The sequence below is a fragment of the Klebsiella sp. FDAARGOS_511 genome (genome assembly GCF_003812845.1).
Lineage (GTDB): Bacteria > Pseudomonadota > Gammaproteobacteria > Enterobacterales > Enterobacteriaceae > Klebsiella > Klebsiella grimontii.
Genome location: NZ_CP033824.1, coordinates 4,883,340 through 4,905,155, shown reverse-complemented (window position 1 = coordinate 4,905,155; position 21,816 = coordinate 4,883,340). Strand labels below are relative to the sequence as shown.

The following is a 21,816-nucleotide window of genomic DNA, read 5'->3' as shown; positions in this document are numbered from 1 at the left end:
TGGCGGCGTAAACGCCTTATCCGGGCTACAAACCCCATGGACTACGCAATCTGTAGCCCGGCTAAGCGCAGCGCGAGCCGGGGAAACAGAACTACTTCGCCGCCTGATGATATCCGCCGCCCAGCGCGGAAGTCAGCTGAATACTGGCATCAAGCCACTGGCCGTGCAGGCGCAGCGCGGCAATCCGCTCCTGCAACGCCGGCAGCTTCGCCAGGCTGACGCGCGAGCCGGAAATGATCCCGGCATTCATTCGCGCCAGGGCCAGCGCGACCATCCGCTGAGCATCTTTTTCAACCTGCTGCTGCTGCTGATTTTTCGCCATCAGCGTTTCCATCTGGCTGGCGGTTTTCGCCACCTGGTTCACCGCATCGACCACCGCTTTGTTGTACTTCGCTATCGACAGGGCGTTTTGCGCGCTGGCGATATCCAGGTTCGCGTTCAGGCGGCCGCTATCAAAGATCGGCAGGGTCAGCCCGGCGGTGACGCCCATCTGCTGGGCAGAGTGGCGGAACAGATCGCTGAGATGCAGAGCATCCTGCTGCAAGAAGGCCATCAGGTTGATATCCGGATAAAACGCGGCTTTCGCGGCATCAACTTCGCTTAATGAAGCCTCGATATACCAGTGCGCGACCTGCAGGTCCGGGCGTCGCGCCAGCAGCTCATAGCCCAGTTGGCTTGGCATTTGCGCGCTGACGGCGGGTAAATCCGCCGGATGAAGATTCAGCGCCTGGCTCTGGCTGTTGGTCAGCGCCATCAGCCGCGCTTCGATCTCTTTCATATTACCCGCTACGTCGGCGAGCTGCTGATCGGTTTTACTGACGTTAATATCGTTCTCCGCCCCTTCGGCCGAGTTGGTGATCCCGCGCTGGTACAGCGCAGTATCCACGGTGACGACATTACTTTGTTCCTGCTTCACCTGCGTCAGCACGTTTTTAATGGCCGCTTCGGTCTGCCACTGCCAGTAAAGGCGGGCGACGCTGCCGGCCAGCAGTTCGCGGGTCTGGGCCTCTTCGGCGACCTGGGCTTTGACTTCACCGATGCGCGCTTTAAGCAGCGCGCGGTTTTTACCCCACAGGTCCAGATCCCATCCGGCGGTCAGTCCGAAGGTGCCGTTGGTATACCACGGCCCGGTGTTGCCATCGGTATCGGTGGCAAACGGCCCCATCAGCCCCTCGGAGGACATTCTCTGCCGTTCGATATCGGCGGAAAAATCCAGGTTCGGTCCCAGGTTAGACTTCGACATCCGCGCCTGCGCTTCCGCCAGCCTGATGCGCTGTTCGGCAATCTGCATATCCGGGGCGTTGGCTAAGGCACGCTGAATCAGGCTATTGAGCTGAGGGTCATGATAATCCTGCCACCAGTTGCTCTGCGGCCAGCCGTTTTTCACGGCGGCGGGCAGTTCCATTGCGACGTGGGATGCCGGGGTTTGCTGCTGGAGCGGCTTGCCAGTATCGTGCGATGGCGCGCAGCCCGCCAGCGCGATAACCAGTGGCAGGCCAGCCAACGCGCGTTTGCTCAAAGTCAGGTTCATGAAATCGGTCAGATGATTAAATAAGGTCGGGTATATTAAGCTACTTGCATCCTTGCCGTTTAGTAAAGCGTGTGCCGTAACTATTAGCAGGCTAAAAATAAACTTCTCATGGAGTGAAAATGAGTCAGAACATCTATGACGATCCCGCTTTTTTTGCCGGATACGCCACCCTCGACCGTTCAGTCAAAGGGTTGGAAGGCGCGCCTGAGTGGCCAACCCTTCAGCAAATGCTTCCACCGTTATCCGGTTTACGCGTCGTCGATCTTGGCTGCGGCTACGGCTGGTTTTGCCGCTGGGCCCGTGACCAGGGCGCCGTGCAGGTGGACGGGCTGGATCTCTCCAGCCGTATGCTAGATCGCGCCCGCGAAATGACCCACGGCGAAGGTATTCGCTATCGCTGCGAAGATCTCCAGACGCTTACCCTGCCCGCCGATAGCTGCGAGCTGGTCTATAGCTCGCTGGCGCTGCACTATCTGCCCGACGTCGCGCCGCTGTTCGCCACCGCTTACCAGGCGCTGACGCCCGGCGGCACGCTGCTGTTTTCCGCTGAACATCCCATCTACACCGCCCCGCCGCAGCAGGGCTGGCAGGTGGATGAGAACGGACAGAAAAGTTGGCCGGTGAGCCACTACCAGCAGGAGGGCGAGCGCATCAGCAACTGGTTTGCCGACGGAGTGAAAAAACAGCACCGCAAGCTATCCACCTGGATAAACCAGTTGATCGCCGCCGGTTTTATCATCGAGCATCTGGATGAGTGGGGACCGACGGCGGAGCAGATTGCCGCTCAGCCGGCGCTGGATGAAGAAAAAGAGCGGCCGATGATTTTCCTCCTGCGCGCGCGCAAGCCGGCGTAATACGCAAAATGGCCCGGAGGTTATCCGGGCCATAAGAATGATGTCAGCTTCCGTGCTCGCATTTTATTAGCTGGCAGCTAACGCTTTACCTGTCCAGAGCAATCACTCTTTTAAGCTGCCGCCGTTGGTGGCAATCACCTCTTTATACCACCAGAAGCTCTTCTTGCGGCTGCGCGCCAGGGTGCCGTTGCCTTCATCGTCGCGATCGACATAGATAAAACCGTAGCGTTTGGACATCTCCGCCTTCGACGCGCTCACCAGGTCGATAGGCCCCCAGCTGGTGTAGCCCATCAGCTCAACGCCGTCCTCTATGGCCTCACGAACCTGCACCAGATGGTCGTTAAGGTAGCTGATCCGGTAATCGTCGTTGATGCTGCCGTCGGCTTCCACCTTATCCTTGGCGCCCAGGCCGTTTTCCACGATAAACAACGGTTTCTGATAGCGATCCCACAGCACGTTCAGCAGCGTGCGCAGACCGAGCGGGTCAATCTGCCAGCCCCATTCCGAGCTTGCCAGGTGCGGGTTCGGCACCATGCTGAGAATATTGCCGCGCGCTTTTTTGTTCAGCTCTTCGTCGGCGGTCACGCAGCCGGTCATATAGTAGCTGAAGGAGATAAAGTCGACGGTCTCTTTCAGGGCGGCGCGATCGGCATCGGTTATTTCGAGATTAATGCCGTTGTCGCGGAAATAGCGCAGCATATAGCCCGGGTAAGCGCCGCGGCACTGGACATCGCCAAAGAACTGCCAGCTGCGGTTCTGCTGCAGGGTTTCAAAAATATCGTCCGGTTTGCAGCTGAGCGGATACATCAGGCCGCCGAGCAGCATATTGCCGATTTTGCCCTCTGGCACGATGTCATGACAGGCCTTTGCCGCCAGCGCGCTCGCCACCAGCTGATGGTGAATAGCCTGGTAGACTTCCGCTTTGCTGCTGCCGGCCGGCAGACCGACGCCGGTCATCGGCGCGTGCAGGGACATATTGATTTCATTGAAGGTCAGCCACAGTTTGACCTTCGCCTGGTAGCGCTCAAACACCGTACGGGCATAGCGCTCGAAGAAGCCAATCACTTTGCGATTGCCCCAGCCGCCGTAGTTTTTTACCAGCGCCCACGGCATCTCATAGTGGGACAGGGTCACCAGCGGAGTAATATTGTGCTTCGCCATTTCATCAAACAGCTTATCGTAAAAGGCCAGCCCGGCTTCGTTTGGCTGCGCCTCATCGCCGTTAGGGAAAATACGTGCCCAGGCAATTGATACGCGCAGGCAGTTAAAGCCCATCTCGGCAAAGAGGCTGATATCTTCCGGATAACGGTGGTAAAAATCGATGGCGATATCCTTAATGCCGCTATCGCCGGGTACGCGCTCTACCACATCGCCAAATACGCCGCGCGGCTGGACGTCAGAAGTGGTTAATCCCTTCCCGTCTTCCAGATAAGCGCCTTCGACCTGATTTGCCGCGGTCGCGCCGCCCCATAAAAACGCCTGCGGGAATCTCTTCATTCATCTCTCTCCTGTGGTTAACGGGTTATAGACAACAGCGGCTGACCGGCTTCCACCGCGCTGGCGGAGACCATGTCGAGAGCACGATAATCATCGCTGTTGCTGATAATAATGGGCGTCGCCAGATCATAGCCGGCGTCCAGGATCGCCTTGCGGTCAAACTCCAGCAGCAGGTCGCCCGCTTTGATTTTGTCGCCCTCTTTTACATGGGCGGTAAACGGCACACCATCGAGCTTAACGGTGTCTATGCCAACGTGGATGAGCAGCTCAATGCCGCTGTCACTCAGCAGACCGATGGCGTGTTTGGTTTGAAAAATGGAAGCGACTTCGCCCGAGAACGGCGCGATAACCTTGCCCACTGAGGGAATAATCGCCACGCCCTTGCCCAACAGACCGCTGGCGAAGGTACTGTCAGGCACCTGATCCAGCGCCAGAACGCTGCCGGTCATCGGCGCCAGGATATCGTTTTCCGAGGCCGGAGCCACGACAACCGCAGCCTGCTCAGCGCTGCTGCGCGGCAGTCCGGCGACGAGGGTGAGTACGCAGGCGATGATTAACGAGGCAAACATCCCCGCCGCGCCGCCCCACACCGTAGCGTCAATGCCCTCCGGCGGGATCATTTGCGCCAGCGTGAAAATGTTACCGAAACCAAAAGAGTAGACGTGGCTGTCGCTAAAACCAACCATCGCGCCGCCGATGGCACCAGCAACGCAGCCGAAGATAAAGGGACGGCGTAAAGGCAGGTTCAGACCATAAATCGCCGGCTCGGTCACGCCGAAGATCCCGGCGGAAACCGCAGAACCCGCCAGCACTTTTTGCCGCGCATCGCGAGTGCGCAGGAAAATCCCCAGCGCGGCGCCCACCTGGCCCATCACCGCAGGCAGCAGCATCGGCATCATCGAATCATGGCCCAGCACGGCGAGGTTGTTAATCATTAACGGTATCAATCCCCAGTGCAGGCCGAAGATAACGCATACCTGCCACAGCGCCCCCATCGCCGCTCCGGCAAGCCAGGGCGCAACCTGATAGATAAGCTGATAACCATTGGCCAGCAGCTGGCTCAGCCAAGTGGCTACGGGGCCGATAATCAGAAACGTGAGCGGTACGACGACGGCGAGGCAAATCGCCGGCGTGAAGAAGTTCTTCATTGAGGAAGGCAGTATCGCGTTGCTGCGTTTTTCAATCCAGCAGCTGACCCACGAAGCGAGGATAATCGGAATGACCGAGGAGCTGTAATTGATAAAGGTCACGGGAATGCCGAGAAAATACTCCGTCGCGGCGCCGGGCGCCATGCTGGCGTCAAACGCTTGAATCATCAGCGGATGGGTTAACGCGCCGCCGATCACCATGGTAATAAAGGGGTTGCCGCCAAATTTCTTGCCTGCGGTATAGCCGAGAAACAGCGGGAAAAAGAAGAACAGCGCATCGCTTGCGGCAAACCAGATTTTGTAGGTTGCCTGCTGCGTCGTTAACCAGCCGCAAACCACCGCCAGCGCCAGCAAGCCTTTGAGGATCCCCGAGGCCGCCAGGACGCCGATAAACGGGGTGAAAATACCGGAAACAATGTCGATAAGCTGGCCGATAATCGACACTTTTTCGCCTTTTACCGCCACCGGCTCACTGTCATCCGTCAGGCCGGCTTCGCCGCGCACCGCCAGCCAGACATCGTGCACGTGATTACCGATAACCACCTGAAACTGGCCGCCGCTTTCGACGACCATAATGACGCCAGGGTTCGCCTTCAGTCCTTCGGCATCCGCCTTCTTGCTATCTTTGAGCTTAAAACGCAGCCGTGTAGCGCAGTGAACCAGACTCACAATATTCTCTCTGCCGCCTACCCGAGTGAGAATATCCTGCGCGAGTGCTTTATATTCCATGCTGTTTTTCCTTACTTCCGCTGCCCGCAGGCATCGTTAACTGAGTATTAAAAATAAAAAAACCCGAGAACAACGCCGTGTAGGCGTTGCGCTCAGGTTTTGCCTGCGTAATGCAGTAACAATCCAGTTGTAGAGTGGGAGTATGCGCCAGGCCCGATCGGCGCTTAGCGTCCCTCTTTTCTCACCCGCTCAATATGAATGGCGAGAAACATAATCTCTTCCGTCGTCAGCGGCCGCTGATAGCTCTTTTGCAGGTGCCGGGCGACGGTTTCCGCACACTTCCACGCTTTAGGGTAGTTATCCTTTACCGCGCTGTGCAGCGTCACATCATCATCTTCAACCACCGTTCGCGTCAGCATACGCTGGGCGAAAAACTTGAGATGGGTGACAAAGCGCTGGTAGCTCAGCGACTCTTCGTCGTAGTTCAGCGTCAGCTGATACTTCACCAGCTGCAGGATCTCCTGCATGACCCGGGTCACGTGCATCACTTCCGGCATTTCGCTGTTGAGCTGCGCCGTGACCAGATGCAGGGCGATAAAACCCGCTTCATCTTCGGCCAGTTCAACCCCGAGCCGTTTGCTGACGATCGCCCGCGCCTCCTGCCCTAACTCAAATTCCTTCGGATACAGCCGCTTTATTTCCCACAGCAGCACATTACGAATGGCGATGCCCTTCTTCTGCCGCTCAATCGCAAAGTGGCAGTGGTCGGTCAGGGTAATGTACAAACTATCCTGTAACTTACCGAGACGACCGCGCGCCAGATCGATGATCCGATCGCAGGTCGTCATCACTTCTAACGGTATTTGACTGAGTAATTCACCTAAACGGCCAACCAGTTCATCGCTCTGTAGCGCGAAGACCTTTTCAATTTTACTTTCATCAAGAGAGTCACCAACGCGTTTTTGAAAGGCAAGCCCTCGGCCCATGACTACCTGTTCGCGCTGCTGCTCATCAACAACCACCACTACATTATTATTAAGTACTTTGGCGATTTGCATATGAACCCCAAAAACAAAAAAACCTGACCCCGACGGATGCCAGGAAATCAGGTTTTGCCTGCCGGAGCAGTAACAATCGGTAGTGAGTATTTCACTGTCCGCCGGGTAATCTCAATGGGACAAGCTAAAAAATGTGATGCCGGTCAGATAGTTTAGCTACGCCAGTCGTTAATCGTGCGCGCAATGCTGGTTGAATCCTGTAGGGTGCGTACCGCGCTGAACAGCTCAGCAGCCTCAAGGTATTCTTTACGCAAATAGCTCAGCCACTGTTTGATACGCGCGACGTGATAAAGGCCGGTGTCGCCCTGCTTTTCCAGACGGGTGTATTTTTGCAGCAGTTCGACCACCTGCGGCCAGGGCATACGCGGTTCGTTATATTTTATCACCCGGCTCAGGTTTGGAACGTTCAGGGCGCCGCGACCAATCATCACCGAGTCGCAGCCGGTCGCGGCCAGGCAATCCTGGGCGCTTTGCCAGTCCCAGATTTCGCCGTTGGCCACCACTGGAATAGTCAGGCGCTGACGGATTTCGCCAATGGCCTGCCAGTCGATGCGCTCCGCTTTATAGCCGTCCTCTTTGGTGCGACCGTGCACCACCAGCTCGCTGGCTCCGGCCTGCTGGACCGCATCGGCAATTTCAAATCGCCGCTCGCCGCTGTCCCAGCCAAGCCGTACTTTTACCGTGACCGGCAGATGGCCGGGAACCGCCTCGCGCATCGCTTTCGCGCCGCGATAGATAAGCTCAGGGTCTTTAAGCAGCGTCGCCCCGCCGCCGCTGCCGTTTACCAGCTTTGACGGGCAGCCGCAGTTGAGGTCAACGCCCCAGGAACCGAGCTCGACCGCGCGAGCGGCGTTTTCCGCCAGCCACTGCGGATACTGCCCGAGCAGCTGCACGCGCACGCGGGTGCCGGACGGCGTCAGGCTGTTGTTATGCAGTTCCGGACACAGTCTGTAGAACGATTTTACCGGCAAGAGCTGATCCACCACGCGCAAGAATTCAGTGATGCAGAGATCGTAATCATTCACTTCGGTCAGCAGCTCGCGCACCAGCGAATCGAGCACGCCTTCCATCGGCGCCAGTAGTACACGCATATTGTTTTTCATTGCCCGGAAAAAAGAGGCGCTATGTTAGCGCCTCTGGATGCGGGTTGAAAGGGGCCAATATCGGTTTTCCCTGCCGCGGCTCTGCTGCTTCCCGGCTTGCACTGCGCTTAGCCGGGCTACAAGGTCACCTCTGTTTGCGACCCGGGAAATGCAAAGCCGCTTAACGTGCTTCCAGGCAGTTATCCTCTTTCCAGCCGTACAGCCACTCGATGCCGCGATAAAACTCGCTCTGGGTTTTGCCTTTCCACAGCAGGTTGCGTACCTGGCGCTCAACGCCGGCGGCGTGATAGACCCGCCCCATTTCACGCGTCGACCAGACGATCCGCGCGGTACGCGGAATACGAACCGACTCATACAGCGCGAAAGCGCGGGCGGCGTCGCCGTCGCACTGCGCCAGCGCTTTACCCAGCGTCACCGCATCTTCCAGCGCCATACAGGCCCCCTGGGCCATATACTGCGCCACCGGATGCGCGGCATCGCCGACCAGCGTAATACGATCGTTGCCCCATTTCTCTACCGGCTCGCGGTCGGCGGTGGACCAGCGGCGCCAGGAGGTCGGCTTATCCAGCATCTGCCGGGGACGCGGGTGGATACCTTTAAAGTAGGAGAGCACCTCTTCTTTACTGCCGTCGCGCACGCCCCACTCTTCTGTTTCCCGGCTGTGAAAGGTCACCACCAGGTTGTACTGCTTGCCGCCGCGCAGCGGGTAATGTACCAGGTGGCAGTGCGGACCGGCCCACAGCACCGGCGCATTGATGCGTAAATCATCCGGCATGTCGGCGGCATCGACGACCGCACGATAGACCACGTGGCCGGTGACCCGCGGCGAATCGCCCAGCAGGCTTTGGCGCACCACAGACTTACCGCCGTCGCAGCCGATCAGAATATCCGCCGTCCAGCTGTTGCCTTTATCATCAAAAACCGTCACGTCATCGGCGGTCTGGCGGATATCCACCACCTGCGTCGAGGTGCGATACTCGACAGCCGGATGGGTCAGCGCGGCTTCCCAGACGGTGGCGTGGATGTCTACCCGGTGGATCACCGCATACGGCCCACCAAAATGGTCGCGGAACGCCTGTCCGGTCTCAATATGAACCACCTCTTCACCGTTGACCGCATCCATCATGGTGATATGATCGGTAAAGACCGCACGCTGACGGGCGACTTCGCCGACGCCGAGGCTGTCCAGCGCCGAGAACGCGTTAGGGCCAAGCTGGATCCCGGCGCCGATTTCGCCGATTTCATGGGCCTTTTCCAGCAGCATGACCTTGATGCCCTGGCGCGCCAGAGAGAGAGCGGTAGCTGCCCCGCCAATCCCACCGCCGACAATGATTGCTCGCATTACTTTTGCCATGTTGCCTCCTAAGCCGGGATCTTATCTTGTTGGTTTTCCGGCGCAGCGGCGATAAACGCCGGCAGCCGGGTGCAGGCGTCATAGACCGCCTGACAGCGTGGATAGTGGCTGAGATCGCAGCCCATCCTCAAGGCGTTGGCCCACTGCGGTACCAGACAGCAGTCCGCCAGGGTGGGCGCATCGCCCACGCAAAAATCGCCGGATTTCGCGTGGCGCAATAGCTGCTCGACGGCGCTGAATCCCTGCTGGATCCAGTGCGCATACCAGCGTTTTTTATCCTCTTCGCTTACCTTCAGTTCGTCGCCAAGGTAGCGTAAAACGCGCATGTTGTTTATTGGGTGAATATCGCAGGCGATGGCGTAAACAATCTCCAGCACCCGCATCCGCGCGCTGTCGTCCTGAGGCAGCAGCAGCGTCTGCGGATAGTGCCGATCCAGCCAGTCGGCAATCGCCAGCGACTGGCCGAGAGATTCGCCATCATCGGTGATCAACGTTGGCACCAGGCCAACCGGATTCAGCCGCCGGTATTCCAGCGCGTTCTGCTGACCAATGCGGATGTTGACCCCCACGCTCTGGTAGTCAATGCCCTTCAGCGCCAGCGCAATCCGCACGCGATATGACGCCGAGCTATTAAAAAAACTGTACAGCTTCATCATTCACCTCACACCACACGCACGGCGATTGGCGTCAGACCCTCTACGTTGCCGGTGATCACATCGCCTTTCACCACCGCGCCGACGCCTTCCGGCGTGCCGGTAAAAATCAGATCGCCTGGCTGCAGCTCAAAGAAGCCGGAAAGATAGCTGATGGTTTCATTGACCGACCAGATCAGGTGTCGAATATCGCTGCGCTGATGATCTTCCCCGTTCACCTGCAGCCAAATTCCGGCCTGGTTCACGTCCGCCGTATCCGCTTTGTGCAGCGGCGCAATCGGCGCGGAAAGGTCAAAAGCTTTACCAATCTCCCACGGACGGCCCATCTGGCGCATCTCCATCTGGCGATCGCGGCGGGTCATATCCAGCCCCGTGGCATAGCCCCAGATATACTCGTGGGCCTGCTCCAGCGGGATATCGCTTCCCTGTTTACCAATCGCCACCACCAGCTCAATTTCATAGTGATAGTTATCGGTTTGCGTCGGATACGGCAGGTTCAGCGTTTCTCCCGCGGCGACGGGCACCACCGCATCGGCTGGCTTACAGAAGAAAAACGGCGGTTCGCGATCCGGGTCAAAGCCCATTTCACGCGCGTGGGCGGCATAGTTGCGGCCCACGCAGTAAACGCGGCGCACCGGAAACTGCTCATCGCTGCCGACAACTGGAACGCTAATCGGGGCCTGGGGGGCAAAAACGTATTGAGTCATGATGGATTCCTTATTCTTCATTTTTAATAACGCGCTTCGCGGAACAGGCCGAGCGCTTCCTGCACGGGACGGTCCGAAAAGCTGAATAACACGGTATCTTCGGCAGAGTTAAAAGAGACGGCGTGCCAGGTCGGCACCACGAAGATATCTTTTGCCTGGAAAGTGAAGGTCTGTTCGCCAATGGTGACCTGGCCGCTACCTTCCACCACATGATAGATAGTGCTGTCGGTGGTTTTCGCCGCGCGTGAGGTAAACCCTTGCGGTAACAGCTGCAGGAAAGCGCCCATCGACGGCATCGGATAGCCGCCGGTAACCGGATTGACGTAGCGCATTTTATAGCCGTCCCACTCGTCGGCATCGCCCATTCGCGTCAGGTCGTGCAGCGCTTCGCGACTGCGGTCGTAACGATAGTTAAAGATGGGCGAAGAGTTACCCACCTGATGGCGCAGCGGCAACATATTGGCGGCGTAGCGCGGCAGGTAGTCTCCCTCTTTGCGGGTCACCGGCTGCTGATCTTCCGGGTAATCCTCAGCAAAAGCGCAGCCCAAATAATTCACCAGCGGCAGGTCGAGACCATCGAGCCAGACCACCGGCTCATTGCCGGGGTTGCCGTGATCGTGCCAGCGCCACTGCGGAGTCAGAATAAAATCCCCGGCGCGCATGGCGGTGCGTTCGCCATCAACGGCGGTAAACGCCCCCTCGCCTTCCACGACAAAGCGCAGCGCCGACTGGTTGTGCCGATGGCTCGGCGCTACCTCTCCGGGCATGATCAGCTGTAAACCAGCATACAGCGATGAGGTAATCGATGACTGTCCGCGCAGCGCCGGGTTCTCCAGCACCAGCACGCGGCGTATCGCTTCTTTCGCGCCAATCAGCTCGCCGCTTTTCATCAGCAGCGGACGAATCTCCTGATAATTCCAGTAGGCCGGGGCGCAGGTGGCGTTCGGCGTTTTCGGCACCAGGTGGTGCAGGGATTCCCAAAGCGGCGTCAGGTTTTGCCCGGAAATATGCTGATAGTACTGCTGACGATCTTTATTGATTTCCATTGAAGATTGAGTCATGAGCGTTCTCCTTATTTATTCACGATGCCCGCAGAAGGCAACGCGGCAGGTACAGATGTTGGGTTGCGGACGGCAAGCGTCAGCAGGACAAGCATCACGGCGCTAACGACGGCCGGTACTGCGATAACAAAAAACAGGGTGTCAAAAGAGAAATTCATCGCCATCATCACGCCGCCGGAGAGCGAGCCAACGATGGCGCCGCAGCGGCCGACCGCGTTTGACCAGCTCACACCGGTCGCGCGGCTTTGGGTGGGATACAGAGTGGCGGTTAACGCATTGAGACCGACCTGCGAACCGCTGATGCCAATCCCGGTGCCGAAAATCGCCAGCGCCATCAGCCACAGGCCGTTCTCGCTCAGGCCAATCATGACGATACACACCGCCCCCAGGCCGTAGCTCAGCGCCAGCACCCGATAGGGATTGAAGCGATCCATCAGCACGCCGAGCAGCAAGGCGCCGAAGGTACCGCCAATCTGGAAGGCGGCGGTGACCCACGAAGCGTGCTGTAAATCAATCCCCCGATGGTTAAGCAGCGTCGGCATCCAGCTGGAGAGCAGATAGATAATCAACAGGCTCATAAAGAACACCACCCATAACATTAAGGTGATGGCCAGCTGACGCCCGGCGAACAGCTGGCTGATGCTGCCCTTCGCCGCTGCGGCAGGCTCATCAAGCCAGAAATGGGTATCGGTATAGCGTTCGCCGGTTATTGCGCCAACGTTTTTGGCTATCACCGCTTGCGGGAGCTGGCGACGGATCTGCCAGCGCGGAGACTCGGGAAGCAGCGGTATCAGCGCCACCGCCAGCGTCAACGGTAAAACGCCGCCGAGAACCAGAATGCCGTGCCAGCCAATCAGCGGGACCAGCTGCGCGCTGACCACGCCGCCGAACGCCGAGCCGAGTGTGAATCCACAAAACATCAGGGTCACCAGCGCCCCACGCCGCCGGGCAGGCAGATATTCCGAGGTCATGGTAATGGTATTAGGCATCGCGCCGCCGAGGCCGAGCCCGGTCAGGAAACGCAGGAACACCAGCATCTGTAGATCGGGGGCAAACGCGGAAAGCAGGCTGAACAGGCCGAATAGAGCGACGCAGAACTCAATTACCCGTTTACGGCCAAAGCGGTCGGAGAGCGGACCGCAGAGCAGCGCCCCGGCGGTCAGGCCCAGCAGCCCTGCGCCAAATAACGGCGCGAGGTCACCGGCGGTGAGCTGCCAATGACTACGGATATCCGGGGCGATGAAACCAATCGCCGCCGTATCGAAACCATCGAGCATGACCACCAGGAAACAGCAGATAATCACGCGCCATTGTCGGGCGCCGACCGGCGCGGCATTGAGTAGTTTTTGTAGTTCAAGTCGTTGAGTCATGGTTATGCCTCAGAGCAGGTAGGGAGGTAGATGTTGTATTTATTTCTTTTATGTTGCGATTTTGTAAGCATGGCAATGAAATGTACAATGGTATTTCGGGCATAGACATAACCTGGAGGTTATACCTAATGGTGAACTGGACGCAGAAACTCAAGCTGCATCATTTACAGATGCTGGTGGCGCTGGGGGAGCAAGGCAATCTCACGCAGGTGGCGAAAATGATTAACATTACTCAGCCCGCGCTCTCCAAATGGCTCGGCCAGTTTGAAGAGGAAGTCGGCATGACTTTGTTCGAACGCCATAGCAAAGGCCTGCGCCCGACCGAAGGCGGAAAGCTGCTGCTTCAGCACGCCCAGCGGCTGATTAACGATATGTCGCGTTCGCAGTATGAAATCGAGCGTTTTAAACAGGGCGGACAGGTGGGCAGCCTGATGATTGGCTGTTCGCCGGTGGCGACCGACTGCGTCTCACAGGCAATTCTTGAACTGCTCAAAGAGATGCCGACTCTGCACCTGAATATCGAAGAAAAGGTTATGACGCCGCTGCTTAACGATCTGCTCGCCGGCGTGGTTGATGTCGTTGTCGGACGCGTTGGCGGGCGGGCGCTGGAACTGCCGCTGAGCTACCGGGTGCTCTACACCGAACCGGTCTGCTTTGTCGCCCGCCCCGATCACCCGCTGGCCCAGAAACCGCAATTAAGCTGGGCCGACCTCTCCCCCTGGCGCTGGATTGTCTGGCCCACCGGCACGCCAATTCGCCTGAGCATCGACAACGCGCTGGTGGATAACGGCGTGATGCTGCCGGAGAATACTATCGAATCGGCCTCGATGAACGTGACCAGCAACCTGCTGCAGAGTAGCGATATGGTCTCAATTCTCTCCTTGCGCCTGGCGCAGCGCTACGCGGCCCAGCACCAGCTGGCGATTCTTAATTTGCCGCGCATTGAACAAAAAGGTAGCGTTGGGGTGTTCTGGCGAAAAAGTGAAACACCGTCGTTGGCGCTGAGCCGGTTTCTGCACTGCCTGTCGCTGCAATCTACACTCTGATAGCCGTCCGTTTTGCTGTTCCCCGTCTCTATTGCAGGTATGCGTAGAATTCATGATGTGATCGGTAGCACATTTTTGGCTTTAATTGTATGATGAATGCGGTTCATCAAGGGTTATTACCATGAGTAAATCACTGATTATTGTCTGGCAGTATCTGCGCGCTTTCGTGCTCATCTACGCCTGCCTGTATGCGGGCATTTTTCTCTCTTCGCTACTGCCGATCGCTATTCCCGGCAGCATTATTGGCATGCTGATTCTGTTTTTTCTGCTGGCGCTGCAGATCATGCCGCCACAGTGGGTCAACCCCGGCTGCAACATTCTGATTCGCTATATGGCGCTGCTATTTGTGCCTATCGGCGTCGGCGTCATGCAGTACTGGGATTTACTGCGCGCGCAGTTTGGCCCGGTGGTGGTTTCCTGCGCGATAAGCACGCTGGTCGTCTTTTTAGTCGTCAGCTGGAGTTCACACCTGGTTCACGGTGAGCGCAAAGTGGTTGGACAAAAAGGAAGTGAAGAATGATCCATGAAATCTGGTGGTCGCTGCCGCTAACCCTGGCCGTCTTTTTCCTTGCCCGCAGGCTGGCGGCGCGGTTTAAATTTCCGCTGCTCAACCCGCTGCTGGTGGCGATGGTGGTGCTGATACCTTTTCTGCTGATTACCGGCATCTCCTACGAGCGCTATTTCCTCGGCAGCAAAATTCTTAACGACCTGCTGCAGCCGGCGGTGGTGGCGTTGGCCTTTCCTTTGTATGAGCAGCTGCACCAAATCCGCGCCCGCTGGAAGTCAATCATCACCATCTGCTTTATCGGCAGCGTGGTGGCGATGGTCACCGGCACTACCGTTGCCCTGATGATGGGCGCAACCCCGCAGATTGCCGCCTCTATTTTGCCGAAATCGGTGACGACGCCGATTGCCATGGCGGTGAGCAGCAGCATTGGCGGGATCCCGGCGATCAGCGCGGTGTGCGTGATTTTCGTCGGCATTCTCGGCGCGGTCTTTGGCCACACCCTGCTGAATGTGATGCGCATCCGCACCAAAGCCTCGCGCGGGCTGTCGATGGGCACCGCATCCCACGCCCTGGGGACCGCCCGTTGCGCTGAACTCGACTATCAGGAAGGGGCATTCAGCTCGCTGGCGCTGGTGCTTTGCGGGATCATTACCTCGCTGGTCGCGCCGTTCTTATTTCCGCTTATTTTAGCTGTTGTTGGATAATTGTGATTTGAATCGCATTTTTAAATGCAACACGAATTAGTTGCAATGACAATGAGATGTTTATCACATATACAGGCTGTCACCCCCCGTACACTAGATTTCCATTACATTGTTATGAGGCAACGCCATGCACCCACGTTTTCAAGCTGTTCTTCCCCAACTGGCGGCGGACCTGCAAGCGGCCATCGCCCCGATGCTGGCCGATCGGCATTTCCCGGCCCTGCTGAATGCAGACCAGGTTGCGGCGCTGCAAAGCGCAACGGGGCTGGATGAAGACGCGCTGGCCTTTGCTTTGCTGCCGCTGGCGGCGGCCTGCGCGAGGGCCGATCTGTCGCATTTTAACGTCGGCGCGATTGCCCGCGGCATCAGCGGTACCTGGTACTTCGGCGGAAATATGGAATTTCTCGGCGCCACCATGCAGCAAACCGTGCACGCCGAACAAAGCGCCATCAGCCATGCCTGGCTGCGCGGCGAAAAATCCCTGCGGGCGATTACCGTTAACTACACTCCCTGCGGCCACTGCCGACAGTTTATGAACGAGCTGAACAGCGGCCTGGCGCTGCGCATCCACCTCCCCGGTCGCGAGGCGCATTCGCTGCAGCACTATTTGCCGGACGCTTTCGGCCCGAAAGATCTGGACATTAAAATACTGCTGATGGATGAGCAGGACCACGGCTTCCCGCTCAGTGGCGACGCGCTGGCTCAGGCGGCGATTCAGGCGGCCAACCGTTGCCACATGCCTTACAGCAATTCGCCATCCGGCGTTGCGCTGGAGCTGAAAGACGGTACCCTTTTCACCGGCAGCTATGCCGAGAACGCCGCTTTTAACCCGACGCTGCCTCCGCTACAGGGCGCGCTAAATCTACTGAGCCTCAATGGATACGATTACCCGGATATCCAGCGCGCGATTCTGGCCGAGAAGGCCGATGCGGCGCTAATTCAGTGGGACGCCACCGCGGCGACGCTAAAGGCGCTGGGCTGCCATAATATCGATCGCGTACTGTTAGGTTAGTCACATTCTGCGGGCCAAACGGCCCGCACTGTTGAAAATCCCCGCAATTAAACGACGGTTTCTTGCGCTTGCCCGACGGGTAAAGTAGCCTGAAGCTTCCCTCATCCACTATTGAGCCAGGTTCATGTTAAAGCGTGTGTTATACAGCCTGTTAGTCCTGTTCGGCTTGCTGCTGTTAACCGTGCTGGGTCTCGACCGCTGGATGAGCTGGAAAACCTCTCCCTATATTTACGATGAGCTACAGGACCTGCCCTACCGCCAGGTCGGCGTCGTGCTCGGTACCGCCAAGTACTACCGTACCGGGGTTATCAACCAATATTATCGTTACCGGATTCAGGGCGCGCTGAACGCCTACAACAGCGGCAAAGTGAACTATCTGCTGCTCAGCGGCGATAACGCGCTGCAAAGCTATAACGAGCCGATGACCATGCGCCGCGATTTGATCAAAGCCGGCGTCGATCCGGCGGATATCGTGCTGGACTATGCGGGTTTTCGTACCCTCGATTCGATTGTTCGCACCCGTAAAGTCTTCGATACGAACGACTTTATTATCATTACCCAACGCTTCCATTGCGAGCGGGCGCTGTTTATTGCCCTGCATATGGGGATTCAGGCGCAGTGCTACGCGGTACCGTCGCCAAAAGATATGTGGAGCGTTCGCCTGCGCGAGTTCGGCGCCCGCTTCGGCGCGCTGGCGGATCTCTATATTTTTAAACGCGAGCCGCGCTTTTTAGGCCCGCTGATCCCCATCCCCACGCAGCAGGAAGTTCCCGACGGCGCGCAGTCCTATCCTGCGGTCACGCCCCAGCAGCTGCTGGAGCTGCAGAAAAAAGAGAAGTAGCCTCGTTATCTGGCAAAGACGGCTTCCTGATAAGCAATAAATGGCCGATGCAAAGGCGCGCATCGGCCATCTATTGAGGACACTATTGCAAATCTTTACCGTATTTAGGAGAGCGAGGGCCGTACAACATACCTGCGGGCGCGGCAGGCGTAAGCAGGCGCGCATCGGCAATACCCGCAACCTTATAGCTTCTGTCGGTCATGGTGTTGACTATCTGGTCAACGGCAGCCTGGATAAGCATGCCTAAAAGCGAACCGCCGCTGCTGTCACCTTCGCTGCTTGAAGCTACCGCGCTGCCTTTCCATAATAGTTTCCCGTTACGAATATCCACCAGTTCACCGGAAACGGCGACACGCGTATCGCTATTGATAACCTGATACGATGTCCCATATTCCGTGACCTTAAGATAGAGCACAGCGTCAGCGCCAAAAATTTCTCTTAGCTTTTGATGGCTGACACCGTGCATTTCTTCACCATTCACGACGCCATTTTGTTTAAAGGTGTTCTCAACGACGGCAACAGGGAAAACATAATATCCCGCCTCGGCAAGCGGCAGCGTGACCTGCGAAAGTACCCCATAGCCCGCTTTAACGTCCGGTGATTCGTTTTTCGGCAGCAGGACCAGAATACTCTTCGGTTTACTCTGCCTGAATGCCGTGTAGTCATAGGATTTTTTCGGTGCGCAACCGCTCAACAACAGGGTCACTAATAAACCTGCGCATAATACATATAACTTTTTCATGCTTTGCCTCCCTGCATTTTCTTCAACAGAAAATCCATAAACTGGCTGGATTCAGGAAATAGCCGTTTCTCCTGTTCAAATTCTGTTTTTGCCAATTCCGGATGACCGGTATCGATATATAACATCCCCAGATGCGCATGCAGTCCCGGAGGAACAGGAAGGGCCTGCGCCCGCGCTTTTTCAATATCTTTTTTTAATGCTTCGATTTGCTCTTGTGGCCCCATATCCAGCGCGTAATACTCATAAACCACAGGCTGATATTCATTCCAGCTATAGAGAGGTTTGGGGCTTGTCGCACAACCGCTTATCACCGCCACGGCGAGCAGAATGAAAACAGAACGAATAATATTCATTTTTAACATCCATATTATGATTTAACGCGACATTTCACCGTGCGCACACGGGAAATGTCGAAATCAGAACGATTATTTAGCCGGTGTCCACGCACCGCTTTCGATACCTGCAACCAGATTATTTACGGCTTCGCGGATAGCGAGATCCAACACTTTTCCGTTTAGCGTGGAGTCATAGCTGGCGGTACCGCCGAATCCGATCACTTCGCGGTTAGAAAGCTCAAACTCCCCGGCACCCTGCGATGAAAAAACGACTTCGGATGTCTGGACATTTACGATATTCAGATTCACTTTGGCATAGGCAATTTGGCTCTTCCCTCTTCCCAGGATGCCAAATAACTGATGGTCCCCGACTTCCTTGCGCCCAAATTCGGTCACGTCGCCCGTCACCACGTAATCAGCGCCCTTTAGCGTCTGGCTGGTTCCTTTTATACTGGCTTCATTCTGCAACTCGGCCATATTACTCCGGTCGAGAACGTTGAATCGCCCGGTTTGTTGCAAATGTGTTATGAGAATTGTTTTTGACTGATTACCCAAACGATCGACGCCATCAGAAAATACGCCGTTCATATAGCTGGAGCGGTTATCAAACTTACCCACTGAAATTGGGCTGCGAGCGCCGTGGTAAGGCGTATTCCAGGTCGTCACCTTGGCGACTTCAAGAGAGCGGGATGATTCTTTTGCGCAGCCGCTCAATAAAAAGAGGCTTGCGAAGCCTATCGCGGCAATGATTTTCTTTAACATTGTATGGTTCCTTTCCATCATCAAAAAGCAAATGAGCATAATATCCGTAGTTGGCGGAAAGATATATAAATATATGTTTACATCTTGACAAACTCATTAATTCATTCGTGATATGAAAAGACTAATAGCTATTTATTCAGCAATATCGATTTTCGTGAGCCAGACCCGCGCAAAATAAAAAAGCTGCCCGAAGGCAGCTTTTATCAACAGAGGAACTTACTTCTTCCGCGCATACTTCAGCGAATCCAGCGCCACGGCGAAGATGATAATCGCCCCTTTGATAATGTACTGCCAGTACGGGTTCACGCCGATATAGGTCAGACCGTAGTTGATGACGGTGAAGATAATCACCCCAGTCACCACGCCGAACACGGTGCCGACCCCGCCGCTGAACGATACGCCGCCGACCACGCAGGCGGCAATGGCATCCAGTTCATACATAAAGCCAAGGTTATTGGTCGCCGAACCGATGCGTCCGGCTTCCAGCAGGCCGCCGAAGGCGTAGAACACGCCGGAGAGCGCATAAATCATCAGCAGGTTCAGAGCGACGTTGACGCCGGAAACCTTCGCCGCTTCCGGGTTACCGCCGATAGCAAAAATGTTTTTACCAAAGCGGGTTTTGTTCCACAGGATCCATACGAAGAACACCGCAATCAGCGCATAGAAGGTAATATACGACAGGCGGAATGAGCCCAGCGCCACGAACCCCTGGGCAAACTGCGAGAAGTGGCTATCGAAGCCGGAAATCGGCGACGCGCCAACAAAGTCGTAATACAGGGAGTTGATACCGTAAACGATGATCATCGTGCCGAGAGTGGTGATAAACGGCGTCACGTTCAGGTAAGCGATAATAATACCGTTGATAAGACCAATGACCGCGCCGATCGCGCACACCAGCAGGATAACCAGCGGGATCGGCATCGTAGCCATCTCCGGGAACACCTTATTGGCATTGTCCACCGCCTGCAGCATCGTGGCGGCGATAACCGCCGCGAGACCGACCTGACGTCCGGCTGAAAGGTCGGTACCCTGAGTGACAATAAGTCCGGCCACGCCGAGCGCGATAATAATACGCACCGAAGACTGGGTCAGAATATTACTTAAGTTCAGCAAACTTAAGAATGTCGGATCCTGGAAAATAATAATAGCCAGCAATACTAAAAGAACCACGTAAATCCCACCTTCTTTCAAATAGGTGAGAAAACTCTTTTTATTTAACGCACTCATGAGGAGCCCCTGATCTTAAAGGTGCAACGACGCAAGACGGAGAATTTCGTTTTGCGTGGTGGTTTTAGTCTCAACAATTCCGGCAACAAGACCATTGCTCATTACCAGAATACGGTCAGTAATACCCAGCAGCTCCGGCATCTCGGAGGAAATAATAATGATCCCTTTGTCTTTTTTTGCCAGCTCGGCGATCAGCTGATAAATTTCGAACTTCGCCCCAACGTCAATCCCACGCGTGGGTTCATCGAGCATCAGAATTTCCGGCTGGGTTAATAGCCAGCGACCGATAATCACTTTTTGTTGGTTACCACCGGACAACGAACCAATTTGCGTGTGCTGCCCTGGGGTTTTCACGCGCATCGAATCAATCACCCATTGGGTATCGCTTTTCATGCGTGAATTATCCAGCAATCCGACCTTATTCTTGTATTTCTTAATATTGGAGATCAGCGAGTTAAAACCGATATCCAGGTAGGCATAAATTCCCGTCGAGCGTCGCTCTTCGGTCACCAGGGCAAAGCCGTGGTTGATGGCTTCATTGGCGCTATGATTATTAATCTTCTTACCGTGCAACCTGATCGTCCCACCGGCCTTCTCGCGAATACCAAATAACGTCTCGACGATATCGGTACGTTTCGCGCCAACCAGTCCGGCAATACCCAGGATTTCGCCTTTGTGCAGATCGAAAGAGACATCGCGAATCGACGGCTGGCGCAATGAGGTTAAATTGCGCACCTCGAGAATCACCTCACCCGGCTTATTTTCCTTGTTCGGAAAGCGCTGATTGAGGGAGCGACCGACCATCATCGCGATAATCTTATCCATATCAAGCCCTTCCAACGGCTGAGTGGCGATCCACTGGCCGTCGCGCAGGATGGTAATTTCATCGCACAGCTGGAAGATCTCTTCCATTTTGTGGGAAATATAGACTATACCGCAGCCGCGCTCTTTTAGCTTACGGATAATTTTAAACAGATGGTTGACCTCTTTTTCGGTTAACGAAGAGGTCGGCTCATCCATAATGACAATTTTGGCGTTATAGGAAAATGCCTTCGCAATTTCAATCATCTGCATTTGCGATACCGATAGCGTACCGACGCGAGCGCGCGGGTCGATATCAATATCCAGCTCATCGAAAATCGCTTTGGTATCACGATACATTTTGTCCTGATCGACAAACACGCCTTTGGTGGGATAACGTCCCAACCACATGTTGTCCATCACCGAACGTTGTAAGACCAGGTTTAATTCCTGATGAACCATTGAAATACCGTTTTCCAGGGCTTCTTTAGCCGAATGGAAATCGATCTCTTGCCCCTGAAAAAGAATACTGCCGGAATCTTTTTGGTAGATCCCAAATAGGCATTTTAATAATGTTGATTTGCCCGCGCCGTTCTCCCCCATTAAGGCGTGAATAGAGTGGGGACGAACCTTGAGGTTCACATTATCGAGAGCCTTGACGCCAGGAAACGATTTGTTGATGTTGGTCATTTCCAACAAATATTCGCCTGACCGTTCGCTATTATTGCTGACCATAGTTATACCTGGCTGCGTGCGTGCATACCCCAGCCGACGAATTAACGACGAACAGGGACGGGTTCTGTATCAGGAATAATCGGGCGTACAGCGCGCAC

Annotated in this window: 20 protein-coding genes and 1 pseudogene; 6 read left to right on the top strand and 15 right to left on the bottom strand. The window is 55.9% G+C overall.

What is annotated here, in order from left to right; genetic code table 11:
- Positions 1 to 91 precede the first annotated feature (91 nt).
- Positions 92 to 1,531 (bottom strand): multidrug resistance outer membrane protein MdtQ, encoded by a 1,440-nt coding sequence (gene mdtQ, locus EGY08_RS24815; RefSeq protein ID WP_112165643.1) that lies wholly within the window; start codon positions 1,529 to 1,531, stop codon positions 92 to 94.
- 119 nt (positions 1,532 to 1,650) lie between these two features.
- Here mdtQ and EGY08_RS24810 point away from each other — a divergent pair, with 119 nt between their 5' ends.
- Positions 1,651 to 2,385, top strand: coding sequence for a class I SAM-dependent methyltransferase (locus EGY08_RS24810; protein WP_123829084.1), 735 nt, complete (start codon positions 1,651 to 1,653; stop codon positions 2,383 to 2,385).
- Positions 2,386 to 2,487: 102 nt separating this feature from the next.
- Here EGY08_RS24810 and EGY08_RS24805 read toward each other — a convergent pair whose 3' ends face one another.
- The 9 genes and pseudogenes from EGY08_RS24805 to EGY08_RS24765 all read right to left on the bottom strand — a co-directional run bounded on the left by EGY08_RS24805 (position 2,488) and on the right by EGY08_RS24765 (position 13,005).
- Complete coding sequence (locus tag EGY08_RS24805) at positions 2,488 to 3,882, bottom strand: glycoside hydrolase family 1 protein (protein ID WP_123829083.1); 1,395 nt, start codon at positions 3,880 to 3,882, stop codon at positions 2,488 to 2,490.
- Positions 3,883 to 3,899: 17 nt separating this feature from the next.
- Positions 3,900 to 5,871: pseudogene (gene bglF, locus EGY08_RS24800) on the bottom strand (PTS beta-glucoside transporter subunit IIABC).
- A gap of 52 nt (positions 5,872 to 5,923) precedes the next feature.
- Entirely contained in the window at positions 5,924 to 6,757 is an 834-nt protein-coding gene (gene bglG / locus EGY08_RS24795) for a transcriptional antiterminator BglG (RefSeq protein WP_004122830.1), read from the bottom strand.
- Between the two features lie 152 nt (positions 6,758 to 6,909).
- A complete protein-coding gene (dusC, locus tag EGY08_RS24790; RefSeq protein ID WP_032742166.1) occupies positions 6,910 to 7,848 on the bottom strand; it encodes a tRNA dihydrouridine(16) synthase DusC in 939 nt (312 codons plus the stop codon).
- A 172-nt stretch (positions 7,849 to 8,020) separates the two neighbouring features.
- Positions 8,021 to 9,214, bottom strand: a complete 1,194-nt coding sequence (locus tag EGY08_RS24785; RefSeq protein WP_004122835.1) for a 3-hydroxybenzoate 6-monooxygenase — start codon at positions 9,212 to 9,214, stop codon at positions 8,021 to 8,023.
- An 8-nt stretch (positions 9,215 to 9,222) separates the two neighbouring features.
- Positions 9,223 to 9,867: a maleylacetoacetate isomerase gene (gene maiA, locus EGY08_RS24780; protein ID WP_123829450.1), complete on the bottom strand. Its 645-nt coding sequence runs from the start codon at positions 9,865 to 9,867 to the stop codon at positions 9,223 to 9,225.
- Positions 9,868 to 9,875: 8 nt separating this feature from the next.
- Complete coding sequence (locus tag EGY08_RS24775) at positions 9,876 to 10,574, bottom strand: fumarylacetoacetate hydrolase family protein (RefSeq protein ID WP_004122838.1); 699 nt, start codon at positions 10,572 to 10,574, stop codon at positions 9,876 to 9,878.
- Between the two features lie 23 nt (positions 10,575 to 10,597).
- Positions 10,598 to 11,635: a gentisate 1,2-dioxygenase gene (gene gtdA / locus EGY08_RS24770; protein WP_004122841.1), complete on the bottom strand. Its 1,038-nt coding sequence runs from the start codon at positions 11,633 to 11,635 to the stop codon at positions 10,598 to 10,600.
- Positions 11,636 to 11,646: 11 nt separating this feature from the next.
- Positions 11,647 to 13,005: an MFS transporter gene (locus EGY08_RS24765; protein ID WP_123829081.1), complete on the bottom strand. Its 1,359-nt coding sequence runs from the start codon at positions 13,003 to 13,005 to the stop codon at positions 11,647 to 11,649.
- A 128-nt stretch (positions 13,006 to 13,133) separates the two neighbouring features.
- On the opposite strand from EGY08_RS24765, the gene EGY08_RS24760 reads away from it, so the two are divergent.
- The 5 genes from EGY08_RS24760 to sanA all read left to right on the top strand — a co-directional run bounded on the left by EGY08_RS24760 (position 13,134) and on the right by sanA (position 17,116).
- Positions 13,134 to 14,051, top strand: a complete 918-nt coding sequence (locus EGY08_RS24760; RefSeq protein WP_004122848.1) for a LysR substrate-binding domain-containing protein — start codon at positions 13,134 to 13,136, stop codon at positions 14,049 to 14,051.
- Between the two features lie 121 nt (positions 14,052 to 14,172).
- Positions 14,173 to 14,571, top strand: a complete 399-nt coding sequence (locus EGY08_RS24755) for a CidA/LrgA family protein (protein WP_004122849.1) — start codon at positions 14,173 to 14,175, stop codon at positions 14,569 to 14,571.
- Positions 14,568 to 15,263: a CidB/LrgB family autolysis modulator gene (locus EGY08_RS24750; protein ID WP_004122851.1), complete on the top strand. Its 696-nt coding sequence runs from the start codon at positions 14,568 to 14,570 to the stop codon at positions 15,261 to 15,263. The genes EGY08_RS24755 and EGY08_RS24750 overlap by 4 nt, the downstream gene beginning before the upstream one ends.
- 127 nt (positions 15,264 to 15,390) lie before the next feature.
- On the top strand, positions 15,391 to 16,275 hold the full coding sequence (cdd, locus tag EGY08_RS24745; RefSeq protein WP_004122852.1) for a cytidine deaminase: 885 nt from the start codon (positions 15,391 to 15,393) through the stop codon (positions 16,273 to 16,275).
- Between the two features lie 124 nt (positions 16,276 to 16,399).
- Entirely contained in the window at positions 16,400 to 17,116 is a 717-nt protein-coding gene (sanA, locus tag EGY08_RS24740; RefSeq protein ID WP_123829080.1) for an outer membrane permeability protein SanA, read from the top strand.
- Positions 17,117 to 17,198: 82 nt separating this feature from the next.
- Here the strand turns inward: sanA and EGY08_RS24735 are convergent, their stop codons facing one another.
- The 5 genes from EGY08_RS24735 to mglA form a co-directional block, all read right to left on the bottom strand.
- Positions 17,199 to 17,858, bottom strand: coding sequence for a DUF799 domain-containing protein (locus EGY08_RS24735; protein ID WP_049113998.1), 660 nt, complete (start codon positions 17,856 to 17,858; stop codon positions 17,199 to 17,201).
- Complete coding sequence (locus EGY08_RS24730) at positions 17,855 to 18,211, bottom strand: DUF4810 domain-containing protein (RefSeq protein ID WP_004122858.1); 357 nt, start codon at positions 18,209 to 18,211, stop codon at positions 17,855 to 17,857. The genes EGY08_RS24735 and EGY08_RS24730 overlap by 4 nt, the downstream gene beginning before the upstream one ends.
- A 72-nt stretch (positions 18,212 to 18,283) precedes the next feature.
- Positions 18,284 to 18,955 (bottom strand): CsgG/HfaB family protein, encoded by a 672-nt coding sequence (locus EGY08_RS24725; protein ID WP_004122860.1) that lies wholly within the window; start codon positions 18,953 to 18,955, stop codon positions 18,284 to 18,286.
- Positions 18,956 to 19,171: 216 nt separating this feature from the next.
- Positions 19,172 to 20,182, bottom strand: a complete 1,011-nt coding sequence (gene mglC, locus EGY08_RS24720) for a galactose/methyl galactoside ABC transporter permease MglC (RefSeq protein WP_004122861.1) — start codon at positions 20,180 to 20,182, stop codon at positions 19,172 to 19,174.
- 15 nt (positions 20,183 to 20,197) lie between these two features.
- Positions 20,198 to 21,718, bottom strand: coding sequence for a galactose/methyl galactoside ABC transporter ATP-binding protein MglA (gene mglA / locus EGY08_RS24715; RefSeq protein WP_004122862.1), 1,521 nt, complete (start codon positions 21,716 to 21,718; stop codon positions 20,198 to 20,200).
- Positions 21,719 to 21,816: the final 98 nt, after the last annotated feature.

Excerpts from the sequence above, each read along its gene's own strand:
- mdtQ (WP_112165643.1), bottom strand. The coding sequence starts at position 1,531 with ATGAACCTGACTTTGAGCAAACGCGCGTTGGCTGGCCTGCCACTGGTT.
- EGY08_RS24810 (WP_123829084.1), top strand. The coding sequence starts at position 1,651 with ATGAGTCAGAACATCTATGACGATCCCGCTTTTTTTGCCGGATACGCC.
- EGY08_RS24805 (WP_123829083.1), bottom strand. The coding sequence starts at position 3,882 with ATGAAGAGATTCCCGCAGGCGTTTTTATGGGGCGGCGCGACCGCGGCA.
- bglG (WP_004122830.1), bottom strand. The coding sequence starts at position 6,757 with ATGCAAATCGCCAAAGTACTTAATAATAATGTAGTGGTGGTTGTTGAT.
- dusC (WP_032742166.1), bottom strand. The coding sequence starts at position 7,848 with ATGCGTGTACTACTGGCGCCGATGGAAGGCGTGCTCGATTCGCTGGTG.
- EGY08_RS24785 (WP_004122835.1), bottom strand. The coding sequence starts at position 9,214 with ATGGCAAAAGTAATGCGAGCAATCATTGTCGGCGGTGGGATTGGCGGG.
- maiA (WP_123829450.1), bottom strand. The coding sequence starts at position 9,867 with ATGAAGCTGTACAGTTTTTTTAATAGCTCGGCGTCATATCGCGTGCGG.
- EGY08_RS24775 (WP_004122838.1), bottom strand. The coding sequence starts at position 10,574 with ATGACTCAATACGTTTTTGCCCCCCAGGCCCCGATTAGCGTTCCAGTT.
- gtdA (WP_004122841.1), bottom strand. The coding sequence starts at position 11,635 with ATGACTCAATCTTCAATGGAAATCAATAAAGATCGTCAGCAGTACTAT.
- EGY08_RS24765 (WP_123829081.1), bottom strand. The coding sequence starts at position 13,005 with ATGACTCAACGACTTGAACTACAAAAACTACTCAATGCCGCGCCGGTC.
- EGY08_RS24760 (WP_004122848.1), top strand. The coding sequence starts at position 13,134 with ATGGTGAACTGGACGCAGAAACTCAAGCTGCATCATTTACAGATGCTG.
- EGY08_RS24755 (WP_004122849.1), top strand. The coding sequence starts at position 14,173 with ATGAGTAAATCACTGATTATTGTCTGGCAGTATCTGCGCGCTTTCGTG.
- EGY08_RS24750 (WP_004122851.1), top strand. The coding sequence starts at position 14,568 with ATGATCCATGAAATCTGGTGGTCGCTGCCGCTAACCCTGGCCGTCTTT.
- cdd (WP_004122852.1), top strand. The coding sequence starts at position 15,391 with ATGCACCCACGTTTTCAAGCTGTTCTTCCCCAACTGGCGGCGGACCTG.
- sanA (WP_123829080.1), top strand. The coding sequence starts at position 16,400 with ATGTTAAAGCGTGTGTTATACAGCCTGTTAGTCCTGTTCGGCTTGCTG.
- EGY08_RS24735 (WP_049113998.1), bottom strand. The coding sequence starts at position 17,858 with ATGAAAAAGTTATATGTATTATGCGCAGGTTTATTAGTGACCCTGTTG.
- EGY08_RS24730 (WP_004122858.1), bottom strand. The coding sequence starts at position 18,211 with ATGAATATTATTCGTTCTGTTTTCATTCTGCTCGCCGTGGCGGTGATA.
- EGY08_RS24725 (WP_004122860.1), bottom strand. The coding sequence starts at position 18,955 with ATGTTAAAGAAAATCATTGCCGCGATAGGCTTCGCAAGCCTCTTTTTA.
- mglC (WP_004122861.1), bottom strand. The coding sequence starts at position 20,182 with ATGAGTGCGTTAAATAAAAAGAGTTTTCTCACCTATTTGAAAGAAGGT.
- mglA (WP_004122862.1), bottom strand. The coding sequence starts at position 21,718 with ATGGTCAGCAATAATAGCGAACGGTCAGGCGAATATTTGTTGGAAATG.